Origin of the sequence: Baekduia sp. (genome assembly GCF_035318805.1) — a bacterium.
Classification (GTDB): domain Bacteria; phylum Actinomycetota; class Thermoleophilia; order Solirubrobacterales; family Solirubrobacteraceae; genus Baekduia.
The window spans coordinates 1-20,297 of sequence record NZ_DATHDY010000107.1 but is presented as its reverse complement, the minus strand read 5'-3'; the positions used below and the strand labels follow the sequence as shown (position 1 = coordinate 20,297).

Below are 20,297 nucleotides of genomic sequence, written 5' to 3'. Positions count from 1 at the left end.
GCCCTCGTACATGTACGAAGCGACGTAGTCGAACAGCAAGGAGGAGGCGAACGGCGAGGCGGTCGGCGTCTCGACCTCGACCAGCGACAGCTCGCGCGAGTGCAGCGCGGTCAGCAGGTCGTGCAGGCCCGGGACGTCGAGGACGTCGCGCAGGCACTCGCGGTAGGTCTCCAGGATGATGGGGAAGTCGCTGTACTGCTTGGCGACCTCCAGCAGTGACTGGGACTTCAGGCGCTGCTGCCACAGCGGCGTGCGCTTGCCGGGGTAGGCGCGCGGAAGCAGCAGCGCCCGGGCGGCGTTCTCGCGGAAGCGGGCGCCGAACAGCGCGCTCGAACCCAGTTCCGCGACAACTCGGTCCTCGAGGTCGTCGGGATCGAGCAGCACGAGGTCGGCGCCGGGCGGCTCGTCGGCGTCGGGCAGGTGGACGATGATGCCGTCGTCGGACCAGATCGCGTCGGACTCGAGGCCGAGCTCGTCGCGGATCTTGGCGCTCAGCGCCAGCGCCCACGCGGCGTGCACGCGGCCGCCGTAGGGGCTGAGCACGCAGAGGCGCCAGTCGCCGATCTCGTCGCGGAAGCGCTCGACGACGATCGTCCGGTCGCTGGGGATCACGCGCGTGGCGGCCTGCTGCTCGCGCAGGAAGTCCAACAGGTTGCGGGCGGCGAGGGGGTCGAGGTCGTAGTCGGCCTCCAGCAGCTCGGCGGTCTGGTCGACGGCCCAGCGGCTGAACGCGCCGATCTCGCGGCCCAGCTCCTTCGGCCGGCCGACGGCGTCGCCCTTCCAGAACGGCACCGCGCCCGGCACGCCCGGCGCGGGCGAGACCACGACGCGGTCGCGCTGGATCTCCTCGATGCGCCACGACGACGCGCCGAGCAGGAACGTCTGGCCGGGGCGCGCCTCGTAGACCATCTCCTCGTCGAGCTCGCCGACGCGGCGGCCGTCGGGCAGCACGACCGCGTAGAGCCCGCGGTCGGGGATCGTGCCGGCGTTGGTGACCGCCAGCTGGCGGGCGCCCTTGCGCGGGCGGATCGTCCCGGCGACGCGGTCCCAGACGATGCGCGGGCGCAGCTCGCCGAACTCCTGGCTCGGGTAGCGCCCGTCCAGCATGTCGAGGACGTTCTCCAGCAGCTCGCGCGACAGCTCCGCGTAGGTGTAGGTCTTGGTGATCAGCCCGTACAGGTCGTCGACGGTGATCGTCCCGCCGCCGTCGACGTCGAAGCCGGCGGCGATCGCGACGATCTGCTGGCAGAGGACGTCGAGCGGGTTGCGGGGGACGACCGTCGGCTCGATCTTGCCCTCGCGCATGAGCCGCACGACGACGGCGCACTCGAGCAGGTCGGCGCGGAACTTGGGGAAGATGCGGCCCTTGGACGTGTCGCCCACGGAGTGGCCGGCGCGGCCGATGCGCTGCAGGCCGCGCGAGACCGACTTGGGGGACTCGACCTGCAGGACGAGGTCGACGGCGCCCATGTCGATGCCGAGCTCCAGCGACGAGGTCGCCACCAGGCACGGCAGCTGACCGGCCTTGAGCAGCTCCTCGACGACCAGGCGCTCCTCGCGGGCCAGCGACCCGTGGTGCGCGCGGGCGATCTCACGGATCGGCCGCGTAGGCGGGTCCGAGTCCTCGGGGTGGGTGGGGGCCGATTTCTCGTTCAGCTCGTTGAGGCGCAGCGCGAGGCGCTCGGCGCCGCGGCGGTTGTTGACGAAGACGATCGTCGAGCGGTGCTCGCGGACGAGCTCCAGCAGCTGCGGGTACATCGCCGGCCAGATCGACTTGCGCGTCGCCTCGCTGCCCCCGTTCCCGCCCGCCCCGGGATCCAGCGGGTCGACCGGCCCGACGGAGGACTGCTCGGGCTCGACCATCGACTCGACCGGCACCTGGATCTTGATGTCCAGCGGCTTGCGGACGCCGGTGTCGACGATCCGGCAGGTGCGCTGGGGGCCGACCATGAACCGGCCGACCTCCTCCAGCGGGTTCTGCGTGGCGCTCAGCCCGATGCGCTGCGGGTCGCGGCCGTGGGCGGCCTGCACGTGGGCGGAGAGGCGCTCGAGCGTCAGCGCGAGGTGCGCGCCGCGCTTGGTGGAGGCGACGGCGTGGATCTCGTCGACGATCACGGCCTCGACGTCGGCGAGGATGTCGCGCGCCTGCGAGGTCAACATGAGGTACAGCGACTCGGGCGTCGTGATCAGGACGTCCGGCGGCGTGCGCCGCATCTGCGCGCGCTCCTTCTGCGGCGTGTCGCCGGTGCGGATCGCGACCTTCAGGTCGGCGCCGATCCCCTTCAGCGGCGCCTGGAGGTTGCGCTCGACGTCGTAGGAGAGCGCCTTGAGCGGTGAGACGTAGATGACGCGGACGCCGGTGCCGTCCTCGCGCGGCGTGGTCGCGAGGCGGTCGAGCGACCAGAGGAACGCGGCAAGGGTCTTGCCGCTCCCGGTCGGGGCGGAGATGAGGACGTGCTCGCCGGTGGCGATCGCGGGCCACGCCTGCTCCTGGACGGTCGTGGGAGCGGCGAACGCGCGGTGAAACCAGGCTTGCGTTGCGGGACTGAAGGGCGACAGCGGCAAGGACCACAGGGTACGAGCCCGAGAACGTCGGGTCGATGACGAGTCGCCGGGGGACGATCACGGCACCGGCGGCAACCCGGCCAGCTCGCGCGCCGTGCGCAGGACGTCGTCGAGCATGTCCTCGGTGAGCACGCCGGTGAACGTGTTCTGCTGGCTGGGGTGGTAGGTGCCGAGCAGGCCGAAGCCGGCGCTGTCGGCGTCGTCGTACCAGATCGTCCCGTGGCCGAAGCGCGGCTTGGGCTTCGGCGCGACGTGGCCGAGCGCCGTGCGTAGCCGCAGCGCCGCGTCCCAGGCGAACTGCCCGAGGCACACGCATACCCGGATGTCGGGGACGTGGTCGAGCTCCGCCACGGTCCACGGCAGGCACGTGTCGCGCTCCAGCGGCGTGGGCTTGTTGGCCGGTGGGGCGCAGCGCACTGCGGCGGTGATCCAGGCGCCGGTGAGCGCGAGGCCGTCGTCGCGCCAGACGGACGTGGGCTGGTTGGCGAAGCCGGTGCGGTGCAGCGCGGCGAACAGGAAGTCGCCCGACCGGTCGCCGGTGAAGACGCGGCCGGTGCGGTTGGCGCCATGGGCGGCGGGCGCCAGGCCGAGGATCAGGACGCGCGCGTCCGGGTCCCCGAAGCCCGGGATCGGGCGGCCCCAGTACTCGTCGGCGGCGAACGAGGCGCGCTTGGTGGCGGCGACCTCCTCGCGCCACGCGACGAGCCGCGGGCAGCGCCGGCACGCCGTGACCTCGGCCTCGAGGGCGGCCAGGTCGGGATGCCTCATCCGGCCTGCTGCAGGATCCCCAGCATGAGGCGCTCGATGATGGGCTCCAGCGCTCGGATGTCGCCGGGCGTGCCGGTGCGCAGCTGGCGCGAGGCGAGCTCGACGATCGCGCCGACGCAGGCGAACGCGTCGTCGCGGGAGGCGAACCGGGGCGCGCCGTAGCGGGGAGCGACCTTCTCGTTGTCGGTGAAGATCGTGTCGGCGAACGCGTCGAGGATCGCGTCGCGGCGCTCGTTGGCGCGCGGGCCGGCGCCGATGATCTCGACGAGCAGCGTCTGCGCCGCGTCGGGCCATTCGGCCAGCGTCTTCAGGAAGGCGCGGGTGCCCTGGGCCAGGTGCTCGGGGTAGGTGGCGGCGTCGTTCTCGGAGGCGACGGCCATCTGGCGCATGATCTCGGTGGCAGCCTCGTCGAACAGCGCGAGGATCGCCTCCTCCTTGTTGGCGAAGTGCTCGTAGAACGTGGCCTTCGACATGCCGGCCTCGCGGGAGATCGCCTCGGCGGTCGCGTCGGCGAAGCCGCGCTGCGCGAACACGGTGGCGGCGGCCTCGAAGAGGCGGCGGCGCTGGACCGTGAGCCGGACCTCGAGCGGCGGGGCGTGGCGGCCCCGGGGAACGACGGTGGGGGCGGGAGGGCGTGGGGCTTCGGAGTCGGCCATGCGGAGAGCCATCCTAGATAGGCTCCAGCTCGATGGCCGCACCCACTCGTCTCGTCGCGCTGCTCGCGGCCCTCCCCTTCGCGCTCGGCGCCTGCGGCCAGGCCGCCAAGGACTCCGCCGGCGCCTTCAAGGGCGAGCAGAAGAACGTTGCCCAGACGGTGGAGGACCTGCAGTCGTTCGCGCGCAAGGGCGACACCGACAAGATCTGCGCCCAGCTGCTGGCACCGAACCTCGTCAACGCCATCAAGTCGTCCTCCAAGAAGACCTGCGACCAGGCGCTGAAGGACACGATCGCCGACGCGGACGCCTTCGAGCTCCAGGTCCAGAAGGTGACCATCGCGGGTGGCAAGGCGACCGCGACGGTCAAGTCCGAAGGCGGCGCCAAAGATCGCACGGACACGCTGCAGCTCGTCCGGGACGGCAGCGCCTGGAAGATCTCCTCGCTCGGGACCCGCGCGGCGTAGCGCGCCGCGCGCTGGCGCTAGGAGACCGTGTCGCTATCGCGACTGGGGACCCACCTCCGGCGGCGACGGCTGGCCGTCGTGGGCCTCGGCCTCGCTGGCCGCCTACGGCACCCCTACCCCAGCGCCCGGCCGTAGTGCTTCTCGTAGTACTCGCGGAACTCGCCGGAGCGGATGGGCTCCCACCACCAGGAGTTGTCGCGGTACCAGTCGACGGTGCGCTTCAGGCCCTCGGTGAAGTCCACGCGCGGCTCCCAGCCGAGGGCGCGGACCTTCTCCGAGCCCAGGGAGTAGCGGCGATCGTGGCCGGGCCGGTCGGTGATGTACTCGATCAGCGAGTCGTCGTTGCCGGTGTGGGCGAGGATCTCCCGGACCACCTCGAGGTTCGTGCACTCCGACGGGCCGCCGACGTTGTAGACCTCGCCGGGCGCCCCGTGGGCCAGGACGTGGGAGATCCCGCGGCCGAAGTCCTCCACGAAGAGCCAGTTGCGGACGTTCAGCCCGTCGCCGTAGACCGGGAGCTTGTCGCCGTGCAGCGCGTTGAGCACCATCAGCGGGATCAGCTTCTCCGGGTACTGGTACGGCCCGTAGTTGTTGGAGCCGCGGCAGATCACGGTCTCCAGCCCGTAGGTGTGGAAGTAGCTCTGCACGAGCAGGTCGCCGCCGGCCTTGGAGGCGCTGTAGGGCGACGACGGCACGATCGGCGACTCCTCGGTGAACGAGCCCTCCTCGATCGACCCGTACACCTCGTCGGTCGAGATCTGGACGTAGCGCTTCACGCCGCGCTCGCGGGCGGCCTCGAGCAGGACGAGCGAGCCGCGCACGTTGGTCTCCACGAACGCGTCGGGTCCGCTGATCGAGCGGTCCACGTGCGTCTCGGCGGCGAAGTTGACGATCGCGTCGACGCCGTCGCCGATCGCCTCGGCGACCTTCGCCGGGTCCTCGATCGCGCCGTGCACGAGCGCCGCCGCGTCGCCGAGGTCCTGCAGGCTCTCGGGCCGGCCGGCGTAGGTCAGCTTGTCGAGGACGACCACTTGGTCGCCGTGGTCGTTGACGCGCTGGCGCGCGAAGTTCGAGCCGATGAACCCGGCCCCGCCGCAGACGAGCAGCTTCACGATGCGTTCCTCTCTTGCAGATAGGCGGCGACGCCGTCCTGCCACGGTGGCAGCCGCGGGGTCTCGTCGCGCTCGGTGGCCAGCACGCTCCACGCCGGCCGCGGGGCCGGGCGCGCGAACTCGGCGGCCGTGGTCTCGTTGACGCGGGTGGCGACGCCCGCCGCGCGGTACAGCTCGACGGTGAGCTCGTGCCACGAGCACTGCCCGCCGCCGGCGATGTGGAAGACGCCGGTCGCGGTGCCGGCCGCGAGATCCAGCAGGGCGGGCGACAGGTGCCCGGCCCACGTGGGGGAGCCGATCTGGTCGGTGACGACGGCGACCTCGTCGCGCGTCTGCGCCGCCGTGAGCATGGTGTCGGGGAAGCTCTTGCCGCCCACGCCGAACAGCCACGCGGTGCGGGCGATCGCGTGGTTCGGGTTGTGGCCCGCGACGGCGTCCTCGCCGGCGAGCTTCGTGCGGCCGTAGGCGCCGACCGGCCCGGTGGGGTCGGACTCGACGTAGGGCCGGCCGGTGAGCGTCCCGTCGAAGACGTAGTCGGTGGAGACCGCCACGATCCGCGCGCCGAGCATCGCCGCGGCCGCCGCGATGTTGGCCGACGCGTCGGCGTTGACCGCGCGTGCGCGCGCCTCCTGCTCCTCGGCGCCGTCGACGTCGGTGAACGCGGCGCAGTGGACGACGGCGTCGGGCGCGTGCTCCTCGACGACGTCCTGGGCCGCCAGCGGATCGGTGAGGTCGGCGTCGGGGAGGTCGACGCCGGCGACGGCCCAGCCGCGCGCGCGGGCGTCGGCGACCACGCGGTGGCCGAGCATGCCGGCCGCGCCGGTGACCAGCAGCCTCACAGGATCGTGATCTCGGAGTTGTCGCCGACCATGAAGCGGTACGCCCGCGGCTGACGGTCGCTGCGGGAGATCTTCACGTTGCGGCCCAGCAGGGAGGACTCCATGCGGCCGTCGAGGTGGCGCACCTCGGAGCCGGCCAGCAGGATGGAGTGCTCGACCTCGGAGCCCTCGACCGCGCAGCCCTCGCCGATCGCCGTGTACGGGCCGATGTAGCAGTCCGTCAGCCGCGCGCCCGCGCCGATGATGGCCGGGCCGCGGACCGTGGCGCGTTCCAGCCGGGCGCCCGCCTCGATCGTGACGCGGCCCTCGACCTGCGACTCGATCAGCTCGCCCTCGACCCGGTGCTCCATGCGGTCGAGGATCAGGCGGTTGGCCTCGAGCATGTCGTCCAGCCGGCCGGTGTCCTTCCACCAGCCCTGCACGATGTGCGGCTCGACCCGGCAGCCGGTGTCGACCAGGTGCTGGATGGCGTCGGTGATCTCCAGCTCGCCGCGCGGCGACGGCTCGATGGCGCGCGCGGCGTCGTGGATCAAGGGCATGAACATGTAGACGCCGACCAGCGCCAGGTCGGTCTTGGGCTCCGGCGGCTTCTCGGCCAGCGCGACGACGCGATCGCCGTCGAGCTCGGCGACGCCGAAGTGCTCGGGGTCGGGGACCGGCGTCAGGAGGATGAGCGCGTCGGGCTCGTTGGCCTTGAACGCGGTCACGAGGTCGTCGATGCCGCCCTGCAGCAGGTTGTCGCCCAAGTACATGACGAACGGCGAGTCGCCGAGGAACGGCTCGGCGGTCAGCACCGCGTGCGCCAGGCCGGCGGGCTCGTCCTGCAGGATGTAGGTGATCCTGATCCCGAAGGCCGAGCCGTCGCCGGCGACCTCCTTGATCTCCTGCCCGGTCTCCGGCGCGATGATGATGCCGATCTCCTCGATGCCGGCCTTGGCCATCGCGTCGATGCCGTAGAAGAGCACCGGGCGGTTGGCGACCGGCACGAGCTGCTTGGCGCTCGTGTGCGTGATGGGGCGCAGGCGGGTGCCCTTGCCTCCGGAGAGGATCAGGCCCTTGAGTGGCTGCATCAGTAGACGTTCCCCAGCTTTCGGTGATCCCATGTGGCGCGGTTGCGCTCCACGAACTCCAACCCGACGCGCTTGGCCGCCTGCTGCTGCACCATGGCGCGGACGTCGTCGGCGAGCTCGCCGCCGGGGTCGTCACCGTAGCGGCCGAAGATCTCCAGCCCGAGCGCCGTGACGGTCTCGACGTCGCGGTGGACGGTGACGTCGGTCTCGAGCATCACGCCGCGCAGCAGGTGGTACTGGTCGCGGCCGGCCTCGACCTGCAGCGTGGCTCGGGGATCGCGCTCGAGGTTGCGCGTCTTCTGGGACTTGGCGAACGTCCACGCCCAGAGGCGTCCGTCGCGCACCACGTACCAGAGCGGCATGAGATGCGGAAAGCCGCGCGGGCCCAGCGTGGCGCAGGTCATGATCCGCTCCTCGTCGAGGAACGCGAGCACCTCCGCCTCGTCCATCTTGATCTGGTCGCGTCGGCTCACGGGCGCGGAGGCTAACGGGCGATGGCTCGCGCAGGGCGCTCGCAGCGCTGCGGGTGCTCGCCCAGGGGGCGAGACCCACGTCCCCGGACCGATTGCCGCTGCACCGCGATCAGCGCACGGCGAGGCGGAGGCGGTCGACCGCCCCGCGGACCGCGTCGCGCGCCTCGGGCGGCGAGATCACGGCGGCGTCGCCGGCCTCGGCCAGGACCTCGCGCACGAGCCAGTCGGTGCCCTTGTAGGGCAGCTCGACGATGAGGGAGCCGTCGGCGAGCTCCTGGGCCACGCGCCGCTGCTCGCGCGACCAGCGGGCGCGCTCCGGGGAGATCCAGACCCGCGCGACGCGCGACGCCTCGACGATGCCCGTGCTCGGCCATCCGACGACGTCGGCGGCCGGATCGACCTCGGGCCGCGGCGCGAACGAGCCCTCCAGCACCTCGGCGGTCTTCACACGGTCCAGGCGGAAGTGGCGGACGGCCTCGCGCGCCGGGTCGTAGGAGGCGACGTACCAGCCCTCGCGGCCGTTGATCAGCGCGTAGGGCTCGACGACGCGCTCGGAGAACTCGTCCTCGTTGGCCTTGTAGTACTCCAGCCGCAGCTGGTGCGACTCGGCGATGGCGCGCGACACGACGCGCGCGATCTTCGAGTCGTCGCCCGCGCCGGAGGCGACCTGGAGCCCCTGCTCCATCGGGTCGGCGCCCAGCGCCGCGACGATCTTCTCGCGCGCCGAGTTCAGCGCGCCCTCGGGCAGGTGGTCGCCGATCAGGTCGATCGCCGCGACGAGCGCCTTGGCCTCGACCGGCAGCAGCCGGGCGGGGCGGGCGAAGTTGTCGGAGTACGGCTCGGGGTCGACCTCGATCGTGCCGTCGTCGTGGACCTCGGCGTAGAGCACGTAGGAGCCGCCGCCGAAGTTGACGACGTTGAGGACGTTGACGTCCTCGCGCAGCTCCGCGTCGGAGACCTGCAGCGCCTCGCAGACCTCGGTGAACTGCAGGCGCTCGTTGGCGCGGCCGGCCTGGATGAGGATGCTGGCCAGCGTGACCAGGCGCGCGAAGCGCTCGGGCCGGATCGCGGTCTCGCGCTTGGACGTGGCGACCTCGGGGACCTCGTCGGCCTCGGAGGGCGCCACCGGGGCGGCCAGGTCGAGCTCGTCGCCGGTGTGGCGCTCGTGCAACTGCTCGACGCGCTCGGCGACCTCGCGCACGAGCTCGGTCGGCGCGAGGATCCGGACGTGCTCGCCGAGGCGCAGGGCCCAGGCCGCCAGCTGGCGCACGGAGGCGTACTCGGTGGTGAAGACCATGTCGCCGCTGCCGTCCTCGGCGGGGCGGATGGAGCCGAAGCGGCCGAAGTGGCGCTCGACCTGCCAGGCGATGCGCTCCGAGATCCAGACCTCGGCCTCGCCCACCGACTCGCCGAACTGCCAGTCGGCGCGCGTCGCGTAGGAGCGGGGATCGAAGTCGGTCGGGCGCTTGAAGTCGTGCTCGGCCTTGGTGGCGTAGGCGACCTTGCCGCGGATGCGCGAGAGCCGGAAGACGCGGATCGCGTCGCGCTCGTGGGAGCGGCCGAGGAGGTAGAACTGCCCGCCCTGGAAGAGCAGGTGGTACGGATCGACCTTGCGCGCGCCGACCGTGTCGCGCTCCATCGTGTAATAGGCGAACGTGATCGTCTTGTTGCGGAAGATCGCCGTCTCGATCTTCGCGAGGCGCTGCGAGAGGTCGTGGCCGCCGGCCGACGCGGTGACGCCGAGCGCGATGGAGCCCTGTTCGGGGGAGTTCAGCGGGCTCGGGCGGCCCCACGAGATCTGCTGGAGCGCGAGGCGCAGCGGCTCGGCGTAGGCGAACTCGCCGTCCAGCAGCGTCAGCGCGAACTGCAGGCTGGCCAGCTCGGAGTCGCTGAACGCGATCGCCGGCAGGTGGAAGTTCTCCGGACGCAGGGAGTAGTTCTCCTGCTCGGCCACGCCGTCGGCGGGCTTCTCGACGGTCAGCTGGATGCCCAAGGACTCCAGCTCGGCGCGATCGGCGTAGAACCGGCGGGCGAAGGCGTCCTCGTTCATGCCGCTGTAGCCCTCGACATCGCGCCGGATCTCCAGCGCCGTCACGGGGCGGCGCTCCGCCATGAGGTACGAGATGAGCGAGAGCTGACGGATGAGCTTCTCGGTGTCCTTCGCCATAGAAGTACGACGATACGGCCCTTGGCCCGGCGATGGGTCGTTCGTCGAGGAACTCGGCGCGCTCTTTCCGCAGATTCGGTGCGAGGACGCTGAGCGGCGCGACAGGTGCCATTGCGCCTAGGCGCGGTGTACGGTTCGCCCCTCATGACCAAGCTCGTGATCGTCGACGACCACGAGGCCCTCCGTGAGGGCCTGGTCGCGCTGCTGCAACACGGCGGCCTGGAAGTCGTGGGCGCGGCCGGCAACGTCGCGGCCGGCGTCGACCTCGTGGAGCACGCCGAGCCGGACGTCGCGATCGTCGACATCCAGCTCCCCGACGGCAGTGGCATCGACCTGACGCGCGAGCTTCTCGCGCGCCGTCCCGACCTCGGGGTGATCCTGTACACCGGCGACTCCGACGCCGAGCTGCTCTACGACGGCCTCGATTCCGGCGCCCGTGGCTATGCCCTGAAGGCCGGTTCGATGGACGAGCTGATGGCCGCGATCGAGCGCGTCGCCAACGGCGGCTCCTACGTCGACCCGCGGCTGGACCGCATCCTGCTCTCGCCACGGGCCACCGCCCACGTGCCGCAGCTCTCGCCGCGCGAGCGGGAGATCATGCACCTCATGGCCGAGGGGATGACCGCCGAGGCGATCGGCGACAAGATCACCGTCTCGGTCGAGACGGTGCGCACCCATGTGCGCAACGTGATCCGCAAGCTCCAGGCGCGCAACCGCGTGCACGCCATCGCGATCGCGCTCGAGCGAGGCGAGATCGCGCTGGACTCGACGCGCGACGAGCGATGACCCGCGGCGGCGAGTGGCCGACCGACCCGGACGAGCGCCTGGCCCGGCTCGTCCACGACCTGCGCACCCCGCTCACGATCGTGCAGGGGTTCGCGGAACTGCTGGACCGGGGCTCCGACAAGCTGGACGACGCGCGGCGGTCGGAGTACCTGGGGCGGATCGCGCAGGCCGGTCGGGAGATGAAGGACATCCTCGACGACGAGCGCGAAAATCGGCTGTCGGGCGCCTGAGCGCCGGCCAGCTGTCGTGATGCTCAGGCCGCGGCCGACGGCCGCCGGTCCTCGGCGGTGATCGGCGTCCCGGTCCGGGTCGCTGAGCCGAAGTAGGCGCCGGAGCCGAGGGCGCGGTCGAAGCTCGACCACGCGGCGCCGGGCGCGAGCTCGTTCTCGAGGCGGTCGAACGAGCCGAGGCGCCCGCCGAGGTTGTCCATCATGTGCACCAACGTGGCCTCGCGCGTGGCCGGGACCACGGGCGAGCCGTGGGCCAGGGCGCCGTGGTGCGACAGGATGATGTGCAGCACGCTCTGGGCCAGGCCCTCGGGGAAGCCGTGGAGGTCCTCGATCAGCCGGCGCACGCGGTAGTAGCCGAGCGGGATCTCGCCCTGCAGCCGGCCGTCGTCGGTCATGTCGATCGGCGCGTCGCAGGTGTAGGCCTCCAACTTGCCGATGTCGTGCAGCAGCGCGCCGGTCACCGCGAGGTCGCGATCGATCCCGGGGAACATCCCGCTGATCGCGCTCACCGCCTGGGCGACCGTGAGGCAGTGCTCGAGCAGGCCGTGGAGGTAGGCCTGGTGGTAGTGCTTGGCCGCGGGCGCGATCCGGTACAGCGCCCACGTCTCGGAGTGCTCACCGAAGAACGCGTCGAGCAGCCGACCCAAGTGCGGGTCCTGCACGGTGCCCACCAGCTCGCGCAGGTCGGCCTCCATCTGGTCGACCTCGCGCGGCGGCCCGACCTGCAGGTCGGCGGGGTCGTAGCTGCCGTCGAGCGCGGGCCCGAGGCGGCGGATCGCGATCTGCGCGCCCCATCGCTGGTGGACCTCGTAGCGCCCGGACACGTGGACCGGCGAGCCGGCCCGGCAGTGCTCCAGCGCCTGCGACACGTCGTCCCAGATCATCGCCGCGACGCCGCCCGTGCGGTCCCCGAGGACCAACTTGAGGAACTCGCCTCCGTCGCGCCGTTGGCGGCGGTCGGCCTCCCGGACGAGGAGGACCTGATCGAGGTCCGAGCCGTGTTCGAAGTCGCGAACGAGCACGGCGGCAAGGTGACACGGCCAGCGGACGGACCGTCGGTCCACGGGCGTCGCGTCACAGGCCCGTCGCAGAGTCGTGACGTTGCACGATCAAGGCCCATTGTGGAACAATCGCCCGCATGGCTCGCCTGCAGGTCCTCCTCGCGGCCGTGTGCTTCGGCACCACGGGCACCGCGCAGGCCCTGGGCCCCGACGCCTCCGCGGTGACGGTCGGCGCCGTGCGCATCGCCGTCGGCGCGCTCCTGCTGCTCGCCGCGCAGCGAGCGGTCGCGCACGCCGACGCCGGGCGCTGGCCCCGCGGCCCGCTGATCGCCGGCGCGGTCGGCGTCGCCGCCTACCAGCTGTGCTTCTTCGCGGCCGTCAAGGACACCGGCGTGGCGGTCGGCACCGTGGTCGCGCTCGGCTCGGCGCCGGCGCTCGCCGGCCTCGGCGGCTGGCTGCTGGACCGTCGCGCGCCCGGCGGCGCGTGGGCGGCCGCGACCGCGCTGGCCAGCGCCGGCGTCGCGCTGCTCGCGCTGGCCGGCGGTGGCGCCGACGTCTCGGCGCCCGGCGTCGCGCTCGCCGTCGGGGCCGGCGCGTCCTACGCCACGTTCACCCTTGCCTCCAAGCGGCTGCTGGACGCCGGCCACGGCGTCGAGCCCGTCATGGCGCGCGCCTTCGGGCTCGGCGCGCTGCTGCTGATCCCCGTCCTGGTGCTCGGCGACCTCTCGTGGGTCGCGACGCCCGGCGGCGCCGCGATGGCGCTCTGGCTCGGCGCCATCCCGACCGCCGTGGCCTACCTCCTCTTCGCACGCGGGCTGCGCCACCTGCCCGCCAACGAGGTGGCCACGCTCACGCTCGGCGAGCCGGTCACCGCGGCCGTCCTGGGCGCGCTCGTCCTGTCCGAGCGCCCCGGCGGCATCGCGATCGCGGGCATCGGGCTGATCCTCGCGGGCCTGGCCGTGCTCGCCGTCCCCCGGCGGGGCGCCACGCGGCCCGCCGCCGCCCCGCCCGCCACCGCGGAGATCCCGGCATGAGCCCGACCGCCGTCGACCGCGTCGCCGGCGTCCTGCGCGAGCAGATCCTCGACGCCCGCCTCGAGGCGGGCACGCGCCTGGTCGAGGCCGACCTCGTCGAGCTCCACGGCGCCGCGCGCCACACGGTCCGCACGGCCCTGCGCGTGCTGGCCGACGAGGGCCTGGTCACCATCGCGCCCAACCGCGGTGCCCGCGTCGCCGGCCTGGACGGGGACGCCATCACCGCGCTCTACGAGCTGCGCGCCGCGCTCGAGGTCGAGGCCGCGCACCTCGCGCTCGCCCGCCACGGCGACCGCCTGCCGCCGTCCGTCCACGAGGCCGCCGAGGTGCTCGCCCGCGCCTGCAGCCGTCCGCGGCCCCGCTGGTCGACCGTCTCGCGCGCCCACGCCGACCTGCACACCTCGCTCGTGCGCGCGGCGCGCTCGCCGCGGATCGAGGCCGTCCACGACCGCCTCACCGCCCAGACGCGCCTGTTCCTCCTGCAGGTCCGCCCGCACTACACGTTCGCCCGGCTCGGCGAGGAGCACCTGCAGCTGGTCGTCGACCTCGAGGCCCAAGGCCCCGAGGTCCTGCGCACGCACCTGCGCGTCGCGGCCGGCTCGGTGGTCGACGGCGTCCCGCGCAACGGCTGAGCGGCGACGGCCGGTTGCGCGTCCGGCCGGTCCGGGTAGTTGACTCGCGAACATGACCGACGCACCCCAGACCGCCCACACCACCGGTGGCGAGCCGGACCCGATGCGCTGGTGGACGCTCGGCGCGGTCTGCGTCGCGACGTTCATGCTGCTCCTGGACATCACGATCGTCAACGTCGCGCTGCCCGACATCCAGCGCGACCTGCACGCCTCGTTCCAGGACCTCCAGTGGGTCGTCGACGCGTACGCGCTCACGCTTGCGTCGTTCATGCTCACGGCCGGATCGCTGGCCGACCTCTTCGGTCGCCGGCGCCTGTTCGTCCTCGGCCTCGGCCTCTTCGTGCTCGCCTCGCTGCTCTGCGGCCTCTCGACGTCGCCGACCGCGCTGAACCTCTCCCGCGCCCTGCAGGGCATCGGCGGCGCCGCGATGTTCGCCACGTCGCTCGCGCTGCTGGCCGCCGCCTTCAGCGGCCGCGAGCGCGGCACCGCGCTCGGCATCTGGGGCGCCACGACCGGCGCGTCGGTCGCCGTCGGGCCGCTGGTCGGCGGCGCGCTCGTCCAGCACGTCAGCTGGCAGTCGATCTTCTTCGTCAACCTGCCGATCGGCATCGCCGCGATCGTCGTGTCGATGCGCACGGTCAAGGAGACCAAGGACCCGCATGCGGCGCGCGTCGACTGGGCCGGCCTGGTCACGTTCTCGGGAGCGCTGTTCGCCCTCGTCTTCGCGCTCGTGCGCGGCAACACCGAGGGCTGGGGCAGCACGACGATCGTCGCCCTCTTCGTCGTCGCGGTCGTGCTGCTGGTCGCGTTCGTCGTCGTCGAGCGCCACCAGGAGCGCCCGATGTTCGACCTGACGCTGCTGCGCAAGCCGGCGTTCGTCGGCGCGTCGGTCGTCGCGTTCTGCCTCTCGGCGTCGATGTTCTCGATGTTCCTGTACTTGACCTTGTACCTGCAGAACGTGCTGGGGTTCTCGCCACTGGATGCCGGCCTGCGCTTCCTGCCGATCACGCTGCTGTCGTTCGTCTTCGCCGCGGTGTCGGGCAACCTGACCGAGCGCGTGCCGGTGCGGTTCCTGATGGGCGCCGGGCTCGGGCTCGTCGGCGTGGGGCTGCTGCTCATGAGCGGGCTGGACGCCAACTCCAAGTGGACCGCGCTGCTGCCCGGCTTCCTGCTCGCCGGCGCCGGCATCGGGCTGACGAACCCGGCGATCGCGTCGACCGCGGTCGGCGTGGTCGACCCGCGGCGCGCGGGCATGGCGTCGGGCATCAACAGCACGTTCCGCCAGGTCGGCATCGCGACGGGGATCGCGGCACTCGGCGCGATCTTCCAGTCGTCGGTGACGACCAAGATCACCGACGCGCTGGGCCCGCGGGCCAGCGGCGTGCACCTGCCGCCCGCCGAGGTCCTGGCCCAGGGCAACCCCGACGTCCTCGGCCCGGCGCGCGAGGCGTTCCTCACCGGCTGGACGGGCGCGTTGAACGAGATCCTCGTGATCGCCGCGATCGTCGCGCTGGCCGGCGCCGTCGCCGCGCTGCTGCTCGTGCGCAAGCAGGACTTCGTCGCCCACGGCGCGCCGGCCGGCGCTCCGAGCGAAGCCGAGCCGGGCGCGGTGACCCCCGCCGGGCGCGGGAGCTGATGCGCGAGCCGCTGGTCGAGCATCGCCTGACGCTCGGCGGCGCCCGGACGCGCGCGCTCGAGCTCGAGGGCGACGGGCCGCCGCTGCTGCTCCTGCACGGCTTCGCCGACTCGGCCGACACGTGGCGCAGCGTGCTGGACCTGCTGGCCCGGCGCGGGCGCCGTGCGCTGGCGGTCGACCTGCCCGGCTACGGCGCCGCCGACCCGCTCGCGCCCGACGTCGCCGTGCTCGAGCAGTACCGGACGTTCGCCCGGGCGGCCATCGCCCACGTCGCGGCCGAGCGGGGCGAGGACGTCGTGGTCTGCGGCAACTCGCTCGGCGGCGTCGTCGCGCTACGCGCCGCCGAGGAGGACGACCTGCCGCTCGCGGCCGTGGTGCCCGTCGCGCCCGCCGGCCTCGACATGCCGGGCTGGTTTCGCCTGATCGAGCGCGACCCGTTCGTCCGCGGGCTGCTCGCCGCTCCCGTGCCGCTGCCCGAGCTGCTCGTGCGCACCGTCGTCGGCGAGGCCTACCGCGCGCTCGCCTTCGCCCGGCCGCGGGCCGCCACGGCCGAGCTCGTCGCGTCGTTCACCCAGCATCACCGCAGCCGCGACGCGGTCGCCGCGGTGCTGGCCAACGGCCGCCGCCTGCTGCCCGAGCTGCACGACTGCCTGGAGCTCGAGCGCGTGCGCTGCCCCGTCCTGCTCGTCTGGGGCGACCGCGATCGCATGGTCACCCACGCGGGCTCGCGGCGGATCATGGAGGCCTTGCCCGATACGACCTACGTGCTCCTGGAGGGCGTCGGGCACTGCCCGCAGGTGGAGGCGCCGCAGCGGCTCGTCGACGTGCTGGAGGAGTTCGTGGCGGCCCAGGCGTCCGGTGCCGGGCGGTGATCCGCCAGACTGCAGCCCGCACCCGATGCAACTGCCGCTTCCGCTCAGCCCCGACCGCTTCGCCCGCGCCGCCGCCAACACCTTCGACATGGTGTTCAAGGGCGGCGTCGCCGACCTGCGCCCAACGCCGGCGCGGATCATCGACGAGGCCCCGCAGCGCACGATCTTCCAGTACCTCTCGCCCGACGAACGCAGCCGGCACCTGCCGGTGCTGCTGATCCCGCCGCTGGCCGCGCCGACCATCTGCTTCGACCTGCGTCGCGGCTGCTCGATGGCCGAGCACCTGCTCGGGCTCGGCCACCCGACCTACATGGTGGACTACGGGTCGATCGCCTTCTCGGACCGTGAGCTGGGTCTCGAGCACTGGGTGCAGGACGTGCTGCCGGCGACGATCGAGAAGGTCTCGGCCCACGCCGGCGGGCGCCCCGTGCAGGTCGTCGGCTGGTGCCTGGGCGGGATCATGGCCCTGCTGGCGCTGGCCGCCCGCCCGGACCTGCCGGTCAACTCGATCGCCGCGGTCGCCAGCCCGTTCGACTTCGCCCAGCTCCGCATGTTCGCGCCGCTGCGCGGGGCGGCGAACCTCACCAACGGCCTGCTCGGCACGGCGATCTACCGGGCGCTGGGCGGCGCGCCGGCGCCGATCGTCAAGCGGGCGTTCCAGCTCAGCACGCTCGACAAGTACCTCACCAAGCCGGTCGCCATGGCCACCCACCTGGACGACCGCGAGTTCCTCGCCCAGATCGAGGCCGTCGACCACTTCCTGGACAACATGCACGCCTACCCGGGGCGGACGATGGGGCAGCTGTATCACCGGTTCTTCCGGGTCAACGACCTCGCCGACGGCCGCCTCGCTTTCGGCGACCACGACATCGACCTCGCCGCCGTGCGCGTGCCGGTCCTCGCGGTGGCCGGCCAGACCGACACGCTCGCGCCCCGTGCGGCGGTCCACCACGTCGGGTCGCTGCTGACCGGCGCGCCCGAGGTCCAGTTGAAGACCGGCCCTGGCGGCCATCTCGGCGTGCTGGCCGGCCGCGCCGCCGGGCGCACGGCCTGGCGCTGGATCGACGAGTTCTTCGCCCGGCACGAGGCGCAGCGGCGCCTGCGGGCACGAGGTCCCGGGCGCCCGCCGGCCCAGCCGGCGCGCTCCCGCGCCTGATCGCGGTCCGCATGGCGGCTTGCGAGGTCGGCGATCTGCGGCGCTACCCTCGTCCGCCATGTCGCCGCGCGTCTGCATCCTGCCTGCCCTGATCGCCGTCGCGCTGGCCGCGGCGATCCCCGCGTCGGCCTCCGCCAAGGACCCGACCAACGTCCCGGCCGGGGTCACCGCCGGCGGGATCGACCTGTCGGGCGCCACGCTCGACGAGGCCCGGATCCGCCTGGAGACGAGCATCGGCGCGCGGGTCAACGCCGACCTCGTGCTCGGCGCCTCCGGCAAGCCCTGGACGCTGAAGGCCACCGACGCCAAGCTCACCTTCGACGCGCTGACCACCGCCAAGCGCGCCCTGCGCGCCAAGGCGCCCGGCGACGTCGGGCTCAAGCTCTCGCACTCCAAGCTCGCCGTCCGCGCCTGGGTCGCCGGCGTCGCCGCGAAGGTCGGCAAGGCGCCGCGCAACGCGACGGTCAAGATCACGCTGACCCACATCTACCGCCGGCGCGCGGCGCACGGCCGCGCGCTCGACCAGCCGGCCGTCGCCGCGCAGGTCGACGCCGCGCTGGACGACGGCGTCAACGCCCCGCGCCGCCTGCACGCCGCGCTGGTCAAGACGTCGCCGAAGGTCAACATCAACGACCTGCAGCGCGTCTACGGGACGATCATCACGGTGGACAAGGCCCACTTCAAGCTGCGCCTGTTCAAGCACCTGAAGTTCTCGAAGTCCTACGGCGTCGCCGTCGGGCAGCCTGCGTACCCGACGCCGTCGGGGCTGTTCCACATCGCCGACAAGCAGGTCGATCCGACCTGGAGCGTGCCCAACAGCCCGTGGGCCGGCGAGCTGCAGGGCACGACGGTCGACGGCGGCTCGGCCGCCAACCCGCTGAAGGCCCGCTGGATGGGGATCATCAACGGCGTCGGCATCCACGGGACCGGCGAGGACTACTCGATCGGCTCGGCCGCGTCGCACGGCTGCATCCGCATGCACGTCGCCGACGTCAAGGACCTGTACCCGCGCGTACCGGTCGGCACGCCGGTGCTGATCAAGTAGGTCGTCGCCTGCGCGGCGCCGCGGGTGCCGCTCAGGCGTTCGCGGCGGACGCGGCCGCGCGATGGCGCGCGACGGCCTCGCGCGCGGCGGCCAAGGCCACGCGCGGCGAGTAAGTGCCCAGCTGGGCACCGAGGGCGACCAGCCCGACGATCAGGCCGGAGAGCATCAGCAGCGCGCCGACGCCGAAGGTGAAGGTCGTGATCGCGGCGATGTCGACCGCGTGGCCGGTCGTCTCGACGAAGCCGTAGCTCAGCATCGCCAGGCGCAGCCCGGCGCTCGCCGGCGCCAGCGGGATGATCCGCCCGCCGCCCTGGGCGGCCATGACCAGCACCACGGTCGCGGCCGTCACCGGGAGGTGGAAGGCGGCCATGAACGCGGCGAGCGAGCCGAGCCGGATGAGGCGCCCGAGCGCCTGCCAGCTCGCCACGGAGGTGACGAACCGGCGCGGCGTGCGCAGGATCGCGACGCCCTGGCGCAGACGGACCGTCAGGTCGCTGATGCGCCGGCGCAGCAGGCGGTACAGGCCGTAGCCGATCGCGCCGAGCGCGACCGCTCCGCCGATCGCGGGGAGCGGGTACTCGATCAGCAGCGTGACGTCGACGTGCGGCAGCTCGCCCGAGGAGGTCGGGACGGGGAGGAAGCCCTGGCTCAGGGCCCAGACGACCAGCGCGAAGCCGAAGAAGGTCTCGAACAGCGTCTCGGGCAGGAACGTCGCCGCGAGGGTGGGATAGCGCGCGCCGCGGATGCGGCGATGCAGGAGCCAGAGCTTGACGATGTCGCCGCCGCGGGCGGGGATGACGCCGTTGAGCCCCGCACCGGCGAGGTAGGCGCACATCGTGTCGCGCCGGCGCAGCTCGGTCGCCTCGGGGTAGGCGGCGCGCAGGATGGCGTGCCAGCCGAGCGTGCGGACGCACTGCGCCGCGATGTAGAGCACGATGCCCAGCACCACGAGCGTCGGATCGACGCTGGCGGCCCGGTGGAGCAGGAGCTCCAGGGCGTGGCTCGCGGTGCGGAGGACGTCGTTCAGCATGGGTCGTCCCGGTTAACGACACCTGTACCACGGAAATGGAGCGTTGCGGGTGACGTCCTGTCCCTTAGGGGTGCCGGGGCGGCACGTCGTCGGGCCAGCGCCCGTGCCGGTCGAAGTACGCGCGGGCCTCGTCCTCGTCGTCGCGGGCGCTGTCGCCGGACACGCCGATGCGGTGCAGCCAGTTCAGCAGCGCGACGCTCAACCCCGCGCCCCAGAGGGCCGCGGCGCCCTCGATCGACGTCTCGTCGCCGCCGCGGACGATGATGAGCAGGACCCCGGCGGCGAGGATCGTCACCGGCAGCCAGATCCGGACGACGTTCATCACGACGTTCACGGTAGCCCTCGCTCGGTGTCAGGCGAGCCGGCATGCCGCCGCGTCGTCACGACGAGGCCGGTCAGGATCGTCGCCACGCCCAGCAGCTGGAGCGCGCTGGGGCTCTCGCTGAAGAGGATCACGCCCAGCGCGACCGATCCCACGGGCTGGATCGTCAGCAGCAGCGCGGTCGTCGCGGCGGGCAGGCGCGGGAGCGAGGCGGAGATCAGCAGCCAGCCGAGGACCTGCGAGCTGAGCGCCAGCGTGACGAGCCATGCGTGCGCCGGCCAGGACGGCACGAGGTCGAGGTCGCCGACGACCGCGCCGATTGCCAGTGCGCCGAAGGTGGCCACGAGCGTCGCGTCAGCCAGCGGGCCGGCGGGGCGGCGCAGGTCGGCGCCGCCCGCGCGCAGCGTCAGGATGAAGCCGGCGTAGCTCAGCCCGGTCG

At 72.9% G+C, this 20,297-nt stretch carries 21 protein-coding genes; 9 read left to right on the top strand and 12 right to left on the bottom strand.

Annotation, left to right across the window (positions count from 1 at the left end; translation table 11 throughout):
• The 3 genes from VK501_RS22305 to VK501_RS22295 form a co-directional block, all read right to left on the bottom strand.
• The coding region (locus tag VK501_RS22305) for a DEAD/DEAH box helicase (RefSeq protein WP_324341361.1) at positions 1 to 2,565 on the bottom strand (2,565 nt) is incomplete at its 3' end.
• A 57-nt stretch (positions 2,566 to 2,622) separates the two neighbouring features.
• Positions 2,623 to 3,333, bottom strand: a complete 711-nt coding sequence (locus VK501_RS22300) for a uracil-DNA glycosylase (RefSeq protein ID WP_324341360.1) — start codon at positions 3,331 to 3,333, stop codon at positions 2,623 to 2,625.
• On the bottom strand, positions 3,330 to 3,989 hold the full coding sequence (locus tag VK501_RS22295) for a TetR/AcrR family transcriptional regulator (RefSeq protein ID WP_324341358.1): 660 nt from the start codon (positions 3,987 to 3,989) through the stop codon (positions 3,330 to 3,332). The genes VK501_RS22300 and VK501_RS22295 overlap by 4 nt, the downstream gene beginning before the upstream one ends.
• 32 nt (positions 3,990 to 4,021) lie before the next feature.
• On the opposite strand from VK501_RS22295, the gene VK501_RS22290 reads away from it, so the two are divergent.
• Positions 4,022 to 4,453 carry a hypothetical protein gene (locus VK501_RS22290; RefSeq protein WP_324341356.1) on the top strand — a complete coding sequence of 144 codons (432 nt, stop codon included), beginning with the start codon at positions 4,022 to 4,024 and terminating at the stop codon, positions 4,451 to 4,453.
• A 113-nt stretch (positions 4,454 to 4,566) separates the two neighbouring features.
• Here VK501_RS22290 and rfbB read toward each other — a convergent pair whose 3' ends face one another.
• The 5 genes from rfbB to VK501_RS22265 all read right to left on the bottom strand — a co-directional run bounded on the left by rfbB (position 4,567) and on the right by VK501_RS22265 (position 10,114).
• A complete protein-coding gene (gene rfbB, locus VK501_RS22285; protein WP_324341354.1) occupies positions 4,567 to 5,565 on the bottom strand; it encodes a dTDP-glucose 4,6-dehydratase in 999 nt (332 codons plus the stop codon).
• Positions 5,562 to 6,404, bottom strand: coding sequence for a dTDP-4-dehydrorhamnose reductase (gene rfbD / locus VK501_RS22280; RefSeq protein WP_324341352.1), 843 nt, complete (start codon positions 6,402 to 6,404; stop codon positions 5,562 to 5,564). Before rfbD ends, rfbB begins: the two co-directional genes overlap by 4 nt.
• Entirely contained in the window at positions 6,401 to 7,474 is a 1,074-nt protein-coding gene (locus VK501_RS22275; protein ID WP_324341350.1) for a glucose-1-phosphate thymidylyltransferase, read from the bottom strand. The genes rfbD and VK501_RS22275 overlap by 4 nt, the downstream gene beginning before the upstream one ends.
• Positions 7,474 to 7,947, bottom strand: a complete 474-nt coding sequence (locus VK501_RS22270) for a pyridoxamine 5'-phosphate oxidase family protein (RefSeq protein WP_324341348.1) — start codon at positions 7,945 to 7,947, stop codon at positions 7,474 to 7,476. The genes VK501_RS22275 and VK501_RS22270 overlap by 1 nt, the downstream gene beginning before the upstream one ends.
• Positions 7,948 to 8,056: 109 nt before the next feature.
• Positions 8,057 to 10,114 (bottom strand): WYL domain-containing protein, encoded by a 2,058-nt coding sequence (locus tag VK501_RS22265; protein ID WP_324341346.1) that lies wholly within the window; start codon positions 10,112 to 10,114, stop codon positions 8,057 to 8,059.
• Between the two features lie 144 nt (positions 10,115 to 10,258).
• Between VK501_RS22265 and VK501_RS22260 the strand changes: the two genes are divergently transcribed.
• Positions 10,259 to 10,900, top strand: a complete 642-nt coding sequence (locus VK501_RS22260) for a response regulator transcription factor (protein WP_324341344.1) — start codon at positions 10,259 to 10,261, stop codon at positions 10,898 to 10,900.
• Positions 10,897 to 11,130 carry a histidine kinase dimerization/phospho-acceptor domain-containing protein gene (locus VK501_RS22255; RefSeq protein ID WP_324341343.1) on the top strand — a complete coding sequence of 78 codons (234 nt, stop codon included), beginning with the start codon at positions 10,897 to 10,899 and terminating at the stop codon, positions 11,128 to 11,130. Before VK501_RS22260 ends, VK501_RS22255 begins: the two co-directional genes overlap by 4 nt.
• A 23-nt stretch (positions 11,131 to 11,153) precedes the next feature.
• On the opposite strand, the gene VK501_RS22250 is transcribed toward VK501_RS22255, so the two are convergent.
• Entirely contained in the window at positions 11,154 to 12,152 is a 999-nt protein-coding gene (locus VK501_RS22250; RefSeq protein WP_324341341.1) for a 3'-5' exoribonuclease YhaM family protein, read from the bottom strand.
• Between the two features lie 116 nt (positions 12,153 to 12,268).
• Here VK501_RS22250 and VK501_RS22245 point away from each other — a divergent pair, with 116 nt between their 5' ends.
• Genes VK501_RS22245 through VK501_RS22220 form a run of 6 tightly spaced genes read left to right on the top strand, consistent with a single transcriptional unit; the run spans position 12,269 to position 18,506 of the window.
• The gene (locus tag VK501_RS22245) at positions 12,269 to 13,165 is read left to right on the top strand and encodes a DMT family transporter (RefSeq protein WP_324341340.1); all 897 of its coding nucleotides are present in this window, start codon (positions 12,269 to 12,271) and stop codon (positions 13,163 to 13,165) included.
• A complete protein-coding gene (locus VK501_RS22240; RefSeq protein WP_324341338.1) occupies positions 13,162 to 13,797 on the top strand; it encodes a GntR family transcriptional regulator in 636 nt (211 codons plus the stop codon). Before VK501_RS22245 ends, VK501_RS22240 begins: the two co-directional genes overlap by 4 nt.
• A 52-nt stretch (positions 13,798 to 13,849) precedes the next feature.
• Positions 13,850 to 15,433 carry an MFS transporter gene (locus VK501_RS22235; RefSeq protein ID WP_324341336.1) on the top strand — a complete coding sequence of 528 codons (1,584 nt, stop codon included), beginning with the start codon at positions 13,850 to 13,852 and terminating at the stop codon, positions 15,431 to 15,433.
• Positions 15,433 to 16,305 (top strand): alpha/beta fold hydrolase, encoded by an 873-nt coding sequence (locus tag VK501_RS22230; protein ID WP_324341334.1) that lies wholly within the window; start codon positions 15,433 to 15,435, stop codon positions 16,303 to 16,305. The genes VK501_RS22235 and VK501_RS22230 overlap by 1 nt, the downstream gene beginning before the upstream one ends.
• Positions 16,306 to 16,330: 25 nt before the next feature.
• Positions 16,331 to 17,461 (top strand): alpha/beta fold hydrolase, encoded by a 1,131-nt coding sequence (locus tag VK501_RS22225; RefSeq protein WP_324341332.1) that lies wholly within the window; start codon positions 16,331 to 16,333, stop codon positions 17,459 to 17,461.
• A 58-nt stretch (positions 17,462 to 17,519) separates the two neighbouring features.
• Positions 17,520 to 18,506 (top strand): L,D-transpeptidase family protein, encoded by a 987-nt coding sequence (locus VK501_RS22220; RefSeq protein ID WP_324341330.1) that lies wholly within the window; start codon positions 17,520 to 17,522, stop codon positions 18,504 to 18,506.
• Positions 18,507 to 18,537: 31 nt separating this feature from the next.
• Here VK501_RS22220 and VK501_RS22215 read toward each other — a convergent pair whose 3' ends face one another.
• From VK501_RS22215 to VK501_RS22205, 3 genes are all read right to left on the bottom strand, one after another.
• Positions 18,538 to 19,536: a lysylphosphatidylglycerol synthase transmembrane domain-containing protein gene (locus VK501_RS22215; protein WP_324341328.1), complete on the bottom strand. Its 999-nt coding sequence runs from the start codon at positions 19,534 to 19,536 to the stop codon at positions 18,538 to 18,540.
• Between the two features lie 64 nt (positions 19,537 to 19,600).
• The gene (locus VK501_RS22210) at positions 19,601 to 19,858 is read right to left on the bottom strand and encodes a hypothetical protein (RefSeq protein WP_324341326.1); all 258 of its coding nucleotides are present in this window, start codon (positions 19,856 to 19,858) and stop codon (positions 19,601 to 19,603) included.
• 8 nt (positions 19,859 to 19,866) lie between these two features.
• A partial coding sequence (locus VK501_RS22205) for a DMT family transporter (RefSeq protein WP_324341324.1) occupies positions 19,867 to 20,297 on the bottom strand: 431 nt, incomplete at its 5' end.

Coding starts and splice junctions, on each gene's coding strand:
- VK501_RS22295 (WP_324341358.1), bottom strand. CDS start 3,989: ATGGCCGACTCCGAAGCCCCACGCCCTCCCGCCCCCACCGTCGTTCCC.
- VK501_RS22220 (WP_324341330.1), top strand. CDS start 17,520: ATGTCGCCGCGCGTCTGCATCCTGCCTGCCCTGATCGCCGTCGCGCTG.
- VK501_RS22235 (WP_324341336.1), top strand. CDS start 13,850: ATGACCGACGCACCCCAGACCGCCCACACCACCGGTGGCGAGCCGGAC.
- VK501_RS22265 (WP_324341346.1), bottom strand. CDS start 10,114: ATGGCGAAGGACACCGAGAAGCTCATCCGTCAGCTCTCGCTCATCTCG.
- VK501_RS22255 (WP_324341343.1), top strand. CDS start 10,897: ATGACCCGCGGCGGCGAGTGGCCGACCGACCCGGACGAGCGCCTGGCC.
- VK501_RS22210 (WP_324341326.1), bottom strand. CDS start 19,858: ATGAACGTCGTCCGGATCTGGCTGCCGGTGACGATCCTCGCCGCCGGG.
- VK501_RS22245 (WP_324341340.1), top strand. CDS start 12,269: ATGGCTCGCCTGCAGGTCCTCCTCGCGGCCGTGTGCTTCGGCACCACG.
- VK501_RS22300 (WP_324341360.1), bottom strand. CDS start 3,333: ATGAGGCATCCCGACCTGGCCGCCCTCGAGGCCGAGGTCACGGCGTGC.
- VK501_RS22240 (WP_324341338.1), top strand. CDS start 13,162: ATGAGCCCGACCGCCGTCGACCGCGTCGCCGGCGTCCTGCGCGAGCAG.
- VK501_RS22260 (WP_324341344.1), top strand. CDS start 10,259: ATGACCAAGCTCGTGATCGTCGACGACCACGAGGCCCTCCGTGAGGGC.
- VK501_RS22290 (WP_324341356.1), top strand. CDS start 4,022: ATGGCCGCACCCACTCGTCTCGTCGCGCTGCTCGCGGCCCTCCCCTTC.
- VK501_RS22215 (WP_324341328.1), bottom strand. CDS start 19,536: ATGCTGAACGACGTCCTCCGCACCGCGAGCCACGCCCTGGAGCTCCTG.
- VK501_RS22230 (WP_324341334.1), top strand. CDS start 15,433: ATGCGCGAGCCGCTGGTCGAGCATCGCCTGACGCTCGGCGGCGCCCGG.
- VK501_RS22275 (WP_324341350.1), bottom strand. CDS start 7,474: ATGCAGCCACTCAAGGGCCTGATCCTCTCCGGAGGCAAGGGCACCCGC.
- VK501_RS22225 (WP_324341332.1), top strand. CDS start 16,331: ATGCAACTGCCGCTTCCGCTCAGCCCCGACCGCTTCGCCCGCGCCGCC.